Origin of the sequence: Delftia deserti, assembly GCF_042653485.1 — a bacterium.
GTDB classification, from domain to species: Bacteria; Pseudomonadota; Gammaproteobacteria; order Burkholderiales; family Burkholderiaceae_C; genus Comamonas; species Comamonas acidovorans.
The window spans coordinates 2521449-2534904 of the sequence record NZ_JBHSIH010000001.1 but is presented as its reverse complement, the minus strand read 5'-3'; the positions used below and the strand labels follow the sequence as shown (position 1 = coordinate 2534904).

Sequence of the window (13456 nt, the reverse complement as noted above, 5' to 3'; positions counted from 1 at the left end):
GCGGCCTGCCTTCATCCAGCGGCCAGGACGCGCTGCACCACCTCGGCGGCCAGCTTGCGGCCGCCGCGCTCGGCGCCGTCCAGTGCGCGCATGTCCTCGCGCGGGCTGTGGGCCAGGGCGTCGCGCAGCGCCGCCTGCAGATCGCCTTGCCACAGGCCGCGCACGCCGCCCATGGCCACGTAGTTGCCCACGCCGGGCGCGAACACCGGGTTGGACTCGGACAGGGCATTGAGCAGGGACTCGGGCAGCTTGGTGATGCGCGACATGGCGGGGATGCGCATCACGCGGATCTCGGCCTCGGGCAGGGCGTAGCAGGCATCGGCGATCAGGCCCGAGGTGATGAAGCCGCCCGACAGCGCCTGGTCATAGACCAGGCCGATGACGCGGTGGCCCCGGCGCCGTGCCAGGTCGATGCAGGTGCCCAGGTGGGACATGGCGCGGTTGATGCCCAGCAGCTCGTCATGGCGGCGCAGTTGCTGGCCCTGCGTGTCGATCAGCAGCACGATGGGGCGGCCAGGGTGCGCGCCGACCGTCTCCAGCACCACCCGGGCCTGGGCCAGGGCCAGCCGCACGCCGATGGGCGCGTGGCCCGTGGTGCCGACGATGGCGAGGGTCTGGCCATCGAACACGGCGTGGCCTTCGAGGAAATCGCCGTTGGCCTGAATCTGGTGGCCCGGGCCGAACAGGTGCTCGGCAAGTGTGTTCCATTGCATGGCGGCTACTCCTGTGAAATGCCCGTGGCGGGCGTGGTGCGCAAGGCACGCACGGCGGCGGCGTCCAGGTCGGGCACGCGCCAGGCGTCGGGCACGCCCAGGGCCTGCCACAGGCGCATGGCCTCGTCCTGCGGGCCGATGGCGCTGCCCGCCTTGAGGGCGTCCAGGGTGTCCAGCCGCGCGCGCAGCAGCGCATGCTCCTGCAGCAGCCCTTCAAGACTCACCGGACGGGAGTGGTCCAGCGCGGCGATGGCGGCGGCGCGGAAGGCCTCGACATCGTCGGCCACCAGCGCATCGCAGTCGCCGCACAGCCAGCGGTGCTTGCCGCCCGTGGTGCGCCAGACCAGGGCGCGGTCGCGCGCATCGAATTCATCGACGCCGTGCGAGGCCTCGATCACCTCCGGTCCCGACATGGCCAGGCGGCCGATGTCGCTCATCACCACCTGGTCGGCGCAGCGCGCCACGATGCCCATGCCGCCGAAGCAGCCGTTGGCCCCGCCGATGAGGACCACCACAGGGATGCCCGAGGCGCGCACGTCCAGCAGGGCGCGCATGACCTCCGACACCGCGATCAGCCCGGCATTGGCCTCATGCAGCCGAACGCCGCCCGACTCTGCCAGCAGCAGCACGGCCGCGGGCCGCTCCAGCAGGGCGCGGCGCAGCAGGCCCACGAGCTTGGCGCCATGCACCTCGCCCACGCCGCCGCCCATGAATTCGCCCTCCTGCGCGGCCACGAACACCGTGCGCCCGCCCAGCAGGCCCCGGCCGATGGCCACGCCGTCGTCAAAGGCGCTGGGCACGCCCAGTTGTGCCAGATGCGGGCTGGTCAGACGCTCGGAGGGCGGCAGCCATTCATGGAAGCTGCCGGCATCCAGCAGCTTCGCCAGGCGCTCGCGCGCCGTGCATTCCGCGTAGCTGATCATGGCCGGCCTCCCTGCAGTTCGGCCAGGGCCTGGTCCAGCCGCAGGCTGACCACGGCCGGCGTGGCCCCCATGTCGTTGATGGACACGCGCACGCCGCCCACGGGGTGGCGCTCGCGGAAATCCTCCACCACGGCCTGCCAGATGGCGCCGAAGCCGTGTGCCGAGGTCTGCACCTGCACTTCGCAGCCATCGCTGCCCGTGCTCTCCAGCATCACCTCCAGGTTGCCCGAGCCGACCACGCCGACCAGGACGGGGGCGAAGGCGCCGGCCGGCCGGCCGCCTGCGAAGCAATAGCTCAGGGACTCCAGCCCTGCGGGTATCTCGCTCATATCGTCTCTCCTACCAGTTCCTGAATCGGCGGGGAGGCTGGTACAGCCCGCCCGAGGCCTGGGCCAGATCGCGCATGCTGCGCGCGGCCAGCAGATTGCGCGTGGCCTGGCGCGGGTCGATGCCCAGGTCCTGCGGACGGCGGATCACCCCGCGGTCGCGCAGGTTCTCCACCATGCGACGGTCGCGCGCCAGGCCCACGGCCGTGTAGCCGGCCACGCCGCGGATGGCCTGCTCGCGCTCTTCGTCGCTGCGGCACAGCAGCAGGTTGGCGATGCCTTCCTCCGTCAGGATGTGGGTCACGTCCTCGCCGTAGATCATGATGGGCGGCAGGTCCATGCCGGCCTGCTCCTGCAGCGTCCAGGCATCGAGCCGCTCCACGAAGGCGGGCTGCATGTGCTCGCGGAAGGTCTCCACCATCTGCACCACCAGCTTTTGCCCGCGCGGCGTGCCTGCCGCGCCGCTGCGGCCCGCGCGCGCCTCGCGCCCGGCCTTGAGCCAGGCGGCGCTGGCATGGCGCCGGCCGCGCGCGTCCGCTCCCATGTTGGGGGCGCCGCCGAAGCCGGCAATGCGCCCCAGCGTCGCGGTGGAGCTGTTGCCGTCCAGGTCGATCTGCAGCGTCGAGCCGATGAACAGGTCGCAGGCATAGTGGCCCGCCGCCTGGCAGAAGGCGCGGTTGCTGCGCAGGCTGCCGTCGGCGCCGGTGAAGAACACGTCCGAGCGCGCACGGATGTAGTCCTCCATGCCCAGCTCGGAGCCGAACGAATGGATGGACTCCACCCAGCCGGCCTCGATGGCCGGTATCAGCGCCGGATGCGGGTTCAGCGCCCAGTGCCGCGCAATGCGGCCCTTCAGCCCCAGCGCTTCGCCGTAGGTCGGCAGCAGCAGCTCGATGGCCGCCGTGTCGAAGCCGATGCCATGGTTCAGGCGCTGGACCTCGTACTCGGCGTAGATGCCCTTGATGGCCATCATGGCCATCAGCACCTGGATTTCGCTGATCTGGGCCGGGTCGCGCGTGAACAGCGGCTCGATGACGTTGGGCCGGGGCGCCTGCACGACGAAATGCACCCAGTCCGAGGGAATGTCCACGCGCGGCAGCGCCGTGGTGGTGCCGTCCACCATCTCGTTGACCTGGGCGATGACGATGCCGCCCGAAAAGGCCGTGGCCTCGACGATGGCCGGCGTGTCCTCGGTGTTGGGGCCTGTGTACAGGTTGCCCTGGGCATCGGCCGCGTGGGCGGCGACCAGGGCCACCTTGGGCGTCAGGTCCACGAAGTAGCGCGCGAACAGCTCCAGGTAGGTGTGGATGGCCCCGATCTCCAGCTGCCGGGCCGAGACCAGCTTGGCCAGCCGCGCCCCTTGCGGGCCGGAGAAGCTGAAGTCCAGCCGCCGCGCGATGCCGTTTTCAAACACATCCAGGTGTTCCGGCAGCGCCAGCACCGACTGCACCATGTGCAGGTCGTGCACCTGCTGCGGATCGAGCTGGACCAGGGCGCGGGCCAGGAAGTCGGCCTGCTTCTGGTTGTTGCCTTCGAGGCAGACGCGGTCGCCGGGCGCCAGCACGGCGTGCAGCAGCTCGGTGATGGCGCCGGCATCGACGCGCTTGCCGGCCAGGCGCGGCCCGAGGGCGGCCCGGGCGCGCGCCAGCCTGGCGGCGCGCTCCCCGGCTTTGAGGTTCCAGGAGGGGTCAGTCATGGGATATCAGGGGTTGGCGTGACATGGAGGTGGCAGGGGGCGGGCGTCCCGGTCGAAGTGCCTGGCTAGAGGACCACGAACAGCAGCCACACGAGCAGCGGCGCCACCAGGGTGACAAGGCCGCCGTAGACCATCAGCTGGCGGAAGAAGCGGTCGCGGTCCACGCCCTTGGCATTGGCCAGGACGAGGGCGCCGTTGGTCGAGAAGGGGCTGACATCCACGATGGTCGAGGACACGGCCATGGCCGCGATGAAGCCGACGGCGCTCACATCGGAGCCGCCCTGCAGGAAGGGCACGGCCAGCGGGATCAGCGAGCCCAGCACCGCCGTCGAGGAGGCGAAGGCCGACACCACGGCGCCCACGAAGCACAGCAGCAAGGCCGCCACCAGGGGCGAGGTCAGCTGCGCCACGCTGTGGCCGACGAAGTCGATGGTGCCCATCTTGTCCATCACGCCCACATAGGTGCTGACACCCACGATGAGCATGATCTCGGGCCAGGACACCTGGCCCAGCGCGCGCTTTTGCAGGTTGGGCGCCATCAGCGTCAGCACCAGGCCGATGGTGATGGAGACAAAGCCGATGTCCTGCTTGAAGAACAGGGTGAGGACCGCGAGCGCCAGCAGGCCGACCACGGTGGCCACCTGGTAGCTGCGCGATTGCGGGGCGGCGTCCTGTTCAGGGGCGGCGCGCATCAGCGAGTCGCTGGAGCGTGCAGCCGTGTTGCGCTCCTCGGACAGGGCCTCGCCTTCGGCGTCGCCATACACCTGGGCGCCGCCCTGGGCATGCGAGACGCGCGGCGTGGCGGGCACGCTGCCATCGGCATCGGCCTTCATGCGCATCAGCCGGGCGCCGCCCATCAGGAAGAACAGCAGCACGGCCACGGCCAGGTTGACCCCCATGCTGGCCAGCATGGTGGCCATCTCGTTGAGCGGCAGGCCCGCCTTGGCCACGATCTTGTTGGTGATGCCGCCGTAGATGCTGATGGGCGAGAAGCCGCCGCCCTGCGCGCCATGGATCACCAGCAGACCCATCATCAGCGGATTGATGCCGTACCTGGCGGCAAAGCCCAGGGCAATGGGCGCGATGATGGCCACGGCCGCAGGGCTGACGGCGCCCACCGCCGTCAGCAGGGCCGCAATGAAGAACATGATCCACGGTATGGCGGCGATGCGCCCGCGCACGGCGCGCACCGCCATGCGGACCAGCCAGTCGATGGTTCCGTTGTTCTGCGCCAGCGCGAACAGGTAGGTGATGCCCGCCAGCGTCAGAAACAGGTCGGCGGGAAAACCGCCAATGATGGCCTTGGTCCCCATGCCGGCCACCAGGGTGCCGACCAGGAAGGCCCCGACAAAGGCCAGCAGGCCCATGTTGATGGGCAATGCCGTCGCCAGGACGAACATGCCTATCAACGCGCCAATCGATATCCAATGGGAATTCATGCGATGTCTCCGGTTTTTTATGCGCCTGCAATACGTGTGCATGCTGGTATGCACGGTACGCGGCGGCCCGGAGCGCATCAATAAAGCGCGAGCGCCAACAATTACGCAGAGAGAAACAATGAAGGGTTAACCCGGCGAAGCGGGGCTGTCGCCCCCGGCATGGCGGGTCAGCCGAGCTGCCCGTCCGCGAGGCGGCACACGCTGAGCAGGGCCAGCAGGTTGGGGTCGCGTTCGCGGGAGCGCAAAAAGGTCAGCACGATGGTCTGGCGCATCAGGTACCTGGCCTGCAGCGGTATCAGCTGCACCTTCTGCGGCATCACGCCGCGCACCCGCCCGGGCAGCAGCGTGTAGCCGACGCCGCCGCTGACCAGGTTCATCAGCGAGAAGATGTCATCCGTCTTCATCACCACGTTGGGCGTGAAGCCGGCCACCCGGAAGGACTCGATGAAGCCTCCATAGGTCGCAAAGCCTTCGCCCAGGCTCACGAAGTTCTCGCGCGCCATGGCGCCCAGATCGACCTCGGCCAGATGCGCATAGGGCGAGCCCACGGGCGCGGCAAAGAAAATGTCGTCCTCGAACAGCAGCTGCGTCTGCATGTCGGCGGCGTTGTCCGGCATGGCCATCAGCGCCGCGTCCAGCGTTCCGTTGCGCAGCCGCTCCAGCAGGCCGGCGTTCGAGCCCAGCACCAGTTCGGTCTGCAGATCGGGGCGGCGCAGCTTCAGCGCCATCACCAGTGCGGGCACGGTGCGGTTGGTCAGGGAGTACAGCGAGCCGATGCGGATGCGGTCCGCCGAGTAGCCCGCCACCTCGCGCGTGGCGCGTATGCCCTCGGACATGGTGGCCAGCACTTCCCTGGCGACATCGGCCAGGGTCTGCGCTGCCTCGGTGGGCTTGAGGTTGCGCCCCTCGTGCCGGAACAGGGCGCAACGCATGCCGGCCTCCAGCGCGTGCAGGGCGCGGTGCACGCTGACCGAGCTGGTCTCCAGCCGTTCCGCCGTCTTGGCGAGATTGCCTGTCTCCAGGAAGGCGAGCAGCACCTCGAGTCTGCGGAAGGTTATTTCGTCATCGATTCTCAGGCTCATGGCAACGTCACGCTCTCATCGTGGGGGACGGGCGGATTGTGGCGTTGATCGCGTTGCGTGCACAGACTCCGGTCTGTCCGGGGGCCGCGGCCCCGGGCGGCTCACGATGCGGATTGGCTGCGCCGGATGCTGCGGATGTCGAAGGCGCCGCCGGTCTGGGCCTGGTCGCTGGTGGTGACGGCCCGCTTGCCGAGCAGGGGAAAGACCAGCTCGGCAAAGCGGATGGATTCCTCCAGGTGCGGGTAGCCCGAGAGCACGAAGCTGTCCGCACCCAACGCGGCGTACTCGCGCAGGCGCTCGGCCACGGTGGCGGCATCGCCGACCAGGGCCGTGCCGGCGCCGCCGCGCACCAGGCCCACGCCGGCCCAGAGGTTGGGCGCCACCTCCAGCCGGTCGCGCCGCCCGCCGTGCAGCGCGGCCATGCGCGACTGACCCACGGAGTCCATGCGCGCATAGCCGGCCTGGGCGCGGGCGATGTCCTCGTCGGTGAGCTTGCTGATCAGGCGCTCGGCATCGGCCCAGGCCTCTTCGTTGGTCTCGCGCACGATGACGTGCAGCCGCACGCCCAGGCGGACCTGGCGGCCCTGCTGTGCGGCGCGGCGGCGGACGTCGGCGAACTTTTCGGCCACGGCGGCGGGGGGCTCGCCCCAGGTGAGGTAGGCGTCCACCTGGCGCGCGGCCAGGTCGTGGGCGGCGTCCGAGGAGCCGCCGAAGTACAGCGGCGGATGCGGCTTTTGCACCGGGGGAAAGAAGTTGCGGCCCTGCTTGACCTTGAAGTATTTGCCATCGAAATCCACGGCCTCGCCGGCCAGCAGGCGGCGCCAGATGGTCAGGAATTCATCGGCATAGGCATAGCGTTCGTCGTGGGCCAGGAAGATGCCGTCGGCCTCCAGCTCGGTGGCATCACCCCCGGGCACCACGTTGAGCAGCAGGCGCCCGCCCAGGGCCTGGTCCAGCGTGGCGGCCTGGCGTGCGCTGGACACGGGCGCGCCCAGCGAGGTGCGCAGGGCCACCAGCAGCTTGATGCGCTGCGTGACGGGCACCAGGCTGGAGGCCACCACCCAGGGGTCCAGGCAGGAGCTTCCGGTGGGGATCAGCAGGCCGTCGTAGCCCAGCTCCTCGGCCGTGACGGCGATCTGGCGCATATAGGCGTTGGTGGGGGCGCGGCCGAAGTCGGAGGTGCCGAGGTAGCGCGTGTCGCCCGAGGTGGGCAGGAACCAGAAGATGTCTGGCGATGCGTGGGGGTCTTGGCTCATGGGATCTCCGGGGACGATGGAAAAGACGGTGGCGCGGCCTCGCCCGGCACCTGGCCCAGGCGCTGCAGCCGCGCGCGCACCACGCTGCGGCTGATGCCCAGCTGGCGCGCGGTCTGCACCTGGTTGCCGCGGTTGCGCTGCCAGGTCTTGAGCAGCAGGGCGCCCAGCACGTGCTGCTCCAGGCCTTCGGCATGCACGTCGCACAGGCTGTCCAGCGCTTCGCCCAGGGCCAGTTCGGCGGCGGCGGCCTGGGCACCGTGTTCGGCCTCGCGTGTGGGGGCGGGATCGGGCTCGCCCTGGCTGCAGGCGATGTGCAGGTCGCCCGCGCCGATGTGCATGCCCTGGGTCAGCAGCAGGCTGCGGTGGATGACGTTCTCCAGCTCGCGGCTGTTGCCGGGCCAGTCGTGCTCCAGCAGCTTGCGCTGCGCGTCCTGGCTGAGTGTCATGGGCGCGTAGCGCATGCGCTGGCAGTAGCTCGCGATGAAGTGGCGCGCCAGCGGCAGGATGTCGGCCGGGCGCTGGCGCAGCGGCAGCACGGTGAGGGTGACGACATCGAGCAGGTAGTACAGGTCTTCGCGAAAGCGCCGCGCCGCCACCTTGGTGTGCAGTGGCGCGCTGCTGGCCGCGAGCACGCGCACGTTGGCCGGCGTGCGCTGGCTGGCGCCGATGCGGGTGACCGCCTTGTCCTGCAGCACGCGCACCAGCTTGCTCTGGATGTGCAGGGGCAGGTCGTCGATCTCGTCCAGCAGCAGGGTGCCGCCGTGGGCGTCCTCGAAGCGGCCGGGCAGGTTGCCGAAGGCACCCGTCAGCGCACCGCTTTCGTGGCCGAAGAGCTCGGCGTTGATCATGGCCTCGGACAGCGCGCCGCAGTTGACGGCGACAAAGGGGCCGTGGCGGCGCGGGCTCAGGCGGTGGATGTGGCGGGCCACCATTTCCTTGTCGGCGCCGCTGTCGCCCAGGATGAGGACGCCGGCCTCGCTGGCGGCCACCTGTCCCATGGTCTTGAGCAGGGCCTGCGAGGCCGGGTCTTGCAGTATCCACGGCGCGGGCGCGGCGCCGTCATCGTGTGCGGCAGAGGCTGCGGGCGCATGCACGGTTGCAGGTATGGGCGCAGGTGTTGCCGAGGACTTGCCGGGCGGCCAGGTGGGCAGACGGGTGTTCATGGCGCGGCGTCACGAGTAGAAGCTGGGCTGCGGATGGGTTCCGTTGAGCACCCAGTCGCCCAGCTCCTGCAGCTTGTAGTGCAGCGGGTCGTGCAGCGTCTGCGTGCGCAGGTTGCGCCAGAAGCGGTCAAAGCGCAGCGCCGCGTGCGTGGCGCGCGCACCCGTGGCCTCGAAGATGCGGCTGGACAGGTCCAGCCCCGAGCGCGTGGTGGCAATCTTGGCGGCCGTCACGGCCACGGCGACTTCGCCGCGCTCGTGGGCGGTCAGCGCAGCTCCCCGGCGCCAGGCGGCGTCAAAGCGCTGCGCGGCCTGCATGGTCAGCAGGCGTGCGCCTTCCAGCGCGGCCCACAGCTCGCCATACAGCGCCTGGATGTGGGGGTCTGCGCTGGCCGCATCGGCAGGGGACTTGAACCAGGGACGCGCCTCGTTCAGCGTGTAGCCGCGCGCCTGCTCCAGCGCGCCCTGGGCAATGCCCAGGAACAGATGGGCCAGGATGAGCTGGGCCAGCAGCGGGCGCAGCGCGGCATGCGGCGTGGACAGCGGGCCGGGGTCCAGCAGCAGCTCGGCCGCCTCCACGCGCACGCGCTCGAACAGGGCCGAGCCGCTGTCGGTCTGGCGCTGGCCCATGTTGTCCCAGTCGCGCAGCAAGGTGATGCCCGTGCGCTCCGTGGGCACCACGCCGATCAGCAGCTGGCCGCTGTCGGCATCGATGGCCGAGGCCACCAGCATCTGCGAGTCCAGCGCGCCCGAGGTGAAGCTTTTCTTGCCCGAGAACTCCCAGTGGCCGGGCTGGCGCGTGGCCGTGGTGCGGCGGTCCAGAGGGTTCAGCGTATTGCCCCAGAACCAGCGGTGGCGCGCCGTCTGCAGCAGCCAGGGCTGCCACTGGGCGGGCTGGCCGAACAGTTGCACGGTGGCCAGGTGCAGGTGCTGGAAGCCGTAGACATGGGCCAGCGAGCCGTCTGCCGTGGCCAGGATGCGCACCGTCTCCAGCGTCTGCACCCAGTCCGCGCCCAGGCCGCCCAGCTCGCGCGGAATGCTCAGTGCCAGCAGGCCGCTGGCGCGCAGCGCATCGCGCTCGGCCTTGGGCGTGCCGCCTGCGGCATCGCGCCGGGCTGCCGTGGCGGCAAGGCGCTGCGCCAGATCCTGCGCAGTGGCTATCGGGTCCGCAGGGACGGCCTCTGCCTGGCTCACGCGGGCTGCCCGGCCAGAGCCAGGTCGGCGGCTTCGGGAACGGGCCGCTGTGCCTCGGCCTGGGCCTGCACCAACTGCTGCAGCGCACCGCGCAGCACCGGGGCCGACAGCTGCACGGTCAGCTCGATGCGCTGGCGCAGCGATTCGCTGTGCACCTGGCCGTCCTGGATGTCCTCGGGCGTGGAGTACACGCCAATGGGCAGGGTGAGGGCCGAGAAAAAGCCGAACAGCGGGCGCAGCTGGTGGTCCAGGATGAGGGCGTGGCGCGGGCTGCCGCCGGTGGCGGCCAGCAGCACGGGCGTGCCCTGCAGCGCGTCCAGGTCGATGAGGTCGAACAGGTGCTTGAGCAGGCCCGGCAGGCTGGCGCGGAAGACCGGCGCGCCGACGATGAGGAAGTCGGCCTGCTCGATGGCTTCGATGGCCTGCAGCGTGGCCGGTGGCAGGTCGTTCTTGGACAGGGCCGCGCCCAGGTGGGGCTGCAGGTCCAGCAGGTCGATGACCTGTGCCTGCAGCGGCAGCTCCTGGCCCAGGCGGGCATGCAGGGCGTCCAGCAGGACACGGGTGCGGGAGGGGCGGCTCAGGCTGCCATTGACGATGACAGTCTTCAGCGATCGGCTCATGGAAACTCCTTGGCGTGGGTTCCAGGAGGCAGCGCGGCATGCGGTTTGCGAAGACTGCCAGCCCGGACGAGGTGGGATGGATGCCTTCATTACAGGGCCGAACGCCGGTATGGCGAAAGAAACTTAACGCATTTGCTTATCGGTTTGGATGCCTTGGCAAGTGCTTGTTTCAGAAGGGATTTTTTCGGGGCATGGCATGTGCTAATGCGTTCTGGCGATATGCGCACGGCCGCTGCGCCCGTCCCTGCGCAGCGCGGCCGCGCAAGGGCCTTCAGCCCGCCACGCCCGTCACGCCCGTCACGCCCACGTGCCAGTAGTAGATGGGGTCGGCGCCGTTGAGCAGGATGTCGCCCGCCGAGCGGGCCTTGTACAGCACGGGGTTGTGCGAGGCCAGGGTGCGCGCATTGCGCCAGTGGCGGTCCAGTGCCAGGTCTTCGGACAGGGCGCTGGAGCCGCCCACCTCGAACAGCCGCGCGGCCGCCTGCAGCACGGGATCGACCACGGCCACCTGGGCCTGGGCCGTGCGCAGCTCCAGGGCATGCAGCTGCTGCAGCGGCACCTCGCGCCCGGCCTCGCGCTCGCGCGCGATGCGGCCCAGTTCGGCGGCCACGTCGGCCACGGCCAGGCCCGCGATGTAGGCCGTGCCGGCCAGCTGGCCGACGATGTGCTGCACCAGCGGATCGTCCTTGGGCAGGGTGGCGCTGCCGTGGCTGAACACGCGGCGGCGCGCCTGCACATAGGCGATGGCATCGCGCTGCAAGGCCCGCGCGATGCCGGCCAGGGTGGCCAGGTGTGCCAGCTGGAAATAGGCCACCAGGGGCGTGGGCTGGGCGCGCGGGAAGCGGATCACGGCATCGTCGGGCACGCGCACCTGGCTGAGCACGGTGGTGCCCGAGCCGGTCAGGCGCTGGCCAAAGCCGCGCCAGTCATCGAAGCGCTGCACGCCCGCCTCCGAGGTGGGCACGACGGCGTGCACGGTCTGGTCTTCCTTGCCCGGCTCCACCGCGCGCGCCACCACGGTCACCCAGTCGGCATACAGCGTGCCCGTGCTGTAGAACTTGTGTCCGTCCAGCCGCCACCAGCCGGGCTGCGCATCGGGCACCAGGGTGGTCTGCAGCGTGCCCAGGGTGCCCGTGCCTACCTCGGTGGTGGCATTGCCGAACACGGCGCCGCGCGCGGCCAGCGGCAGCCAGCGGGCCTGGGTGGCGGCATCGCGGTCGATGAGCACGCGGTCCAGAAAGCCGAAGTGCGGGCGCAGGATCTGGGCGACGTTGGAGTCGGCCTCGGCCAGTTCGGTCCACAGCGCAAACAGCTGCTCCACGCTGGCGCCGGCCCCGCCAAGGCGGCGCGGCACGCGCAGCGCGGTGAAGCCGCTGTCACGCAGCCAGGCGATGGGTTCATGGGCCAGGCTGCGCGTGCGTTCGCGCTCGGCCGCACCCTGGGCGATGCGGTCGAACACGGGGCGAAAGCGCGCCTGCAGGGATGGCAGCGAGGGCGCGTCTGGATCGGTCGGGCCGTCTGTGGTTGGGCCGGGCGCCGCGTAGGCCGCAGGCTCGGTGGCGCAGGGGAGGGTGGTGGTCATGGCTTTGCAAATTCAAAGGCCCGCCAACCCGGCCTGCCTGCAAGGCAGAGCCGGGCCACGGGCCGGTGGGGGAGGGTGGCTAAGGACTTCAACGCCGCCAGCGCGCGGCGGCGTGGCTGGCGGGCAGGCGGTCGCCCTGGCCGAACAGGCGCTGGCGCAGCGTGGCGTCCTCGCCGTAGCTGGTGCGGTAGCGGCCCCGGTTCTGCAGCTCGGGCACGACCAGGCGGGCGAAGTCTTCCCAGGTCTCGGGCGCGACGATGCGCGTCAGGTTGAAACCGTCGATCTCGCCCACGTCGATCCAGCGCTCCAGCTCGTCGGCCACCTGGGACGGGTCGCCCACGATGGTGGCGTAGCGGCTGCCCAGCGTGAACTGCTCCAGCAGCTTGCGCCGCGTGGTCCAGCCCTGCTTCTGGGCGGCCTGGGCCGCCGACTGGATGGCGTTGGTGTTGCCGAAGGAGATGGGGTCGTCCAGCCCGTACTGCGCAAAGTCCACGCCGGTGCTGGCGGCAAAGTGGGCCAGCCCGCTTTCCGCGCTGGCGTGGGCCAGGTAGTCGGCGTATTTCTCGCGGGCCTCGGCCTCGGTGCGGCCGGGCACCACGGCCACGCCGGCGTAGATCTTGATGTCCTCGGGACGACGGCCCGCGTCCACGGCGGCCTGGCGCAGCTGGCGCGAGGCCTCGCGCGCGGCCTCGGGCGTGCGCGCGCCGATGAAGATGCCCTCGGCATGCCGGCCTGCAAAGCGCAGCCCGCGCGGCGAGGTGCCGGCCTGGAACAGCACGGGCGTGCGCTGGGGCGAGGGCGCGCTCATGTGGATGGCGTTGGCGCGGTAGAACGGCCCCTCGTGCACCACAGGGTGCACCTTGCCGGGCAGGGCGTGGATGCGCCGCGCCTTGTCGGCGATCACGGCACCCTCTTCCCAGCTGCCTTCCCAGAGCTTGTAGGAAAGCTCCAGGAAGTCGTCGGCGCGGTCGTAGCGGCTGTCGTGCTCGGCCAGGCCGTCCTGGCCCAGGCCGCGCGCGCCGCTGTCCACATAGCCGGTGACGATGTTCCAGCCGATGCGGCCGTTGGTCAGCTGGTCCAGCGTGGTCACGTCGCGCGCAAAGGTATAGGGCTGGTGCGCGCCCACGGTGGCCGTGAGGCCGAAGCCGATGTGCCGCGTCACCGCCGCCATGGCCGAGACCAGCAGCCAGGGGTTGTTGACGGGCAGCTGTATGCCTTCGCGCAGGGTCAGGTCCACGCCGCCCTGGTAGACGTCGTAGTAGCCGACCACGTCGGCAATGAAGATGCCGTCGAACAGGCCTTCCTCCAGCACCCTGGCGATGTGGGTCCAGTAGGCCAGCGTGCCGTACTCGGTGGAGCGGTCGCGCGGATGGGTCCACAGGCCGTGGTGTATGTGGCCCACGCAGTTCATGTTGAAGGCGTTGACGTGGATGTGGCGCTTGGCTTGCGTCATGGGGCGGGTCCT

The 13456-nt window shown here is 70.4% G+C and carries 12 protein-coding genes; all 12 read right to left on the bottom strand.

The genetic code is table 11. From position 1 onward, the window contains the following. Positions 1-11: 11 nt before the first annotated feature. Positions 12-713: a biotin-independent malonate decarboxylase subunit gamma gene (locus ACFPFG_RS12405; RefSeq protein ID WP_380106786.1), complete on the bottom strand. Its 702-nt coding sequence runs from the start codon at positions 711-713 to the stop codon at positions 12-14. A gap of 5 nt (positions 714-718) precedes the next feature. Further along, on the bottom strand, positions 719-1636 hold the full coding sequence (locus tag ACFPFG_RS12400) for a biotin-independent malonate decarboxylase subunit beta (protein ID WP_063327115.1): 918 nt from the start codon (positions 1634-1636) through the stop codon (positions 719-721). Continuing rightward, positions 1633-1965: a malonate decarboxylase acyl carrier protein gene (mdcC, locus tag ACFPFG_RS12395; RefSeq protein WP_380106784.1), complete on the bottom strand. Its 333-nt coding sequence runs from the start codon at positions 1963-1965 to the stop codon at positions 1633-1635. Before mdcC ends, ACFPFG_RS12400 begins: the two co-directional genes overlap by 4 nt. Before the next feature lie 10 nt (positions 1966-1975). Continuing rightward, entirely contained in the window at positions 1976-3658 is a 1683-nt protein-coding gene (mdcA, locus tag ACFPFG_RS12390) for a malonate decarboxylase subunit alpha (protein ID WP_312377322.1), read from the bottom strand. A 65-nt stretch (positions 3659-3723) separates the two neighbouring features. After that, positions 3724-5097 (bottom strand): SLC13 family permease, encoded by a 1374-nt coding sequence (locus ACFPFG_RS12385; RefSeq protein ID WP_183019128.1) that lies wholly within the window; start codon positions 5095-5097, stop codon positions 3724-3726. Between the two features lie 167 nt (positions 5098-5264). Then, entirely contained in the window at positions 5265-6179 is a 915-nt protein-coding gene (locus ACFPFG_RS12380) for a LysR family transcriptional regulator (protein WP_012203697.1), read from the bottom strand. A gap of 101 nt (positions 6180-6280) precedes the next feature. Then, positions 6281-7435, bottom strand: coding sequence for an FMNH2-dependent alkanesulfonate monooxygenase (gene ssuD / locus ACFPFG_RS12375; RefSeq protein ID WP_197957278.1), 1155 nt, complete (start codon positions 7433-7435; stop codon positions 6281-6283). Beyond that, the gene (locus ACFPFG_RS12370) at positions 7432-8598 is read right to left on the bottom strand and encodes a sigma 54-interacting transcriptional regulator (RefSeq protein ID WP_380106781.1); all 1167 of its coding nucleotides are present in this window, start codon (positions 8596-8598) and stop codon (positions 7432-7434) included. Before ACFPFG_RS12370 ends, ssuD begins: the two co-directional genes overlap by 4 nt. Before the next feature lie 9 nt (positions 8599-8607). Further along, positions 8608-9789: an acyl-CoA dehydrogenase family protein gene (locus ACFPFG_RS12365; RefSeq protein WP_380106779.1), complete on the bottom strand. Its 1182-nt coding sequence runs from the start codon at positions 9787-9789 to the stop codon at positions 8608-8610. Further along, entirely contained in the window at positions 9786-10409 is a 624-nt protein-coding gene (gene msuE, locus ACFPFG_RS12360) for an FMN reductase (RefSeq protein ID WP_013803959.1), read from the bottom strand. Before msuE ends, ACFPFG_RS12365 begins: the two co-directional genes overlap by 4 nt. Positions 10410-10680: 271 nt before the next feature. After that, the gene (locus ACFPFG_RS12355; RefSeq protein ID WP_380106777.1) at positions 10681-11991 is read right to left on the bottom strand and encodes an acyl-CoA dehydrogenase family protein; all 1311 of its coding nucleotides are present in this window, start codon (positions 11989-11991) and stop codon (positions 10681-10683) included. An 88-nt stretch (positions 11992-12079) separates the two neighbouring features. Beyond that, entirely contained in the window at positions 12080-13444 is a 1365-nt protein-coding gene (locus ACFPFG_RS12350; RefSeq protein ID WP_013803957.1) for an LLM class flavin-dependent oxidoreductase, read from the bottom strand. Positions 13445-13456 lie beyond the last annotated feature (12 nt).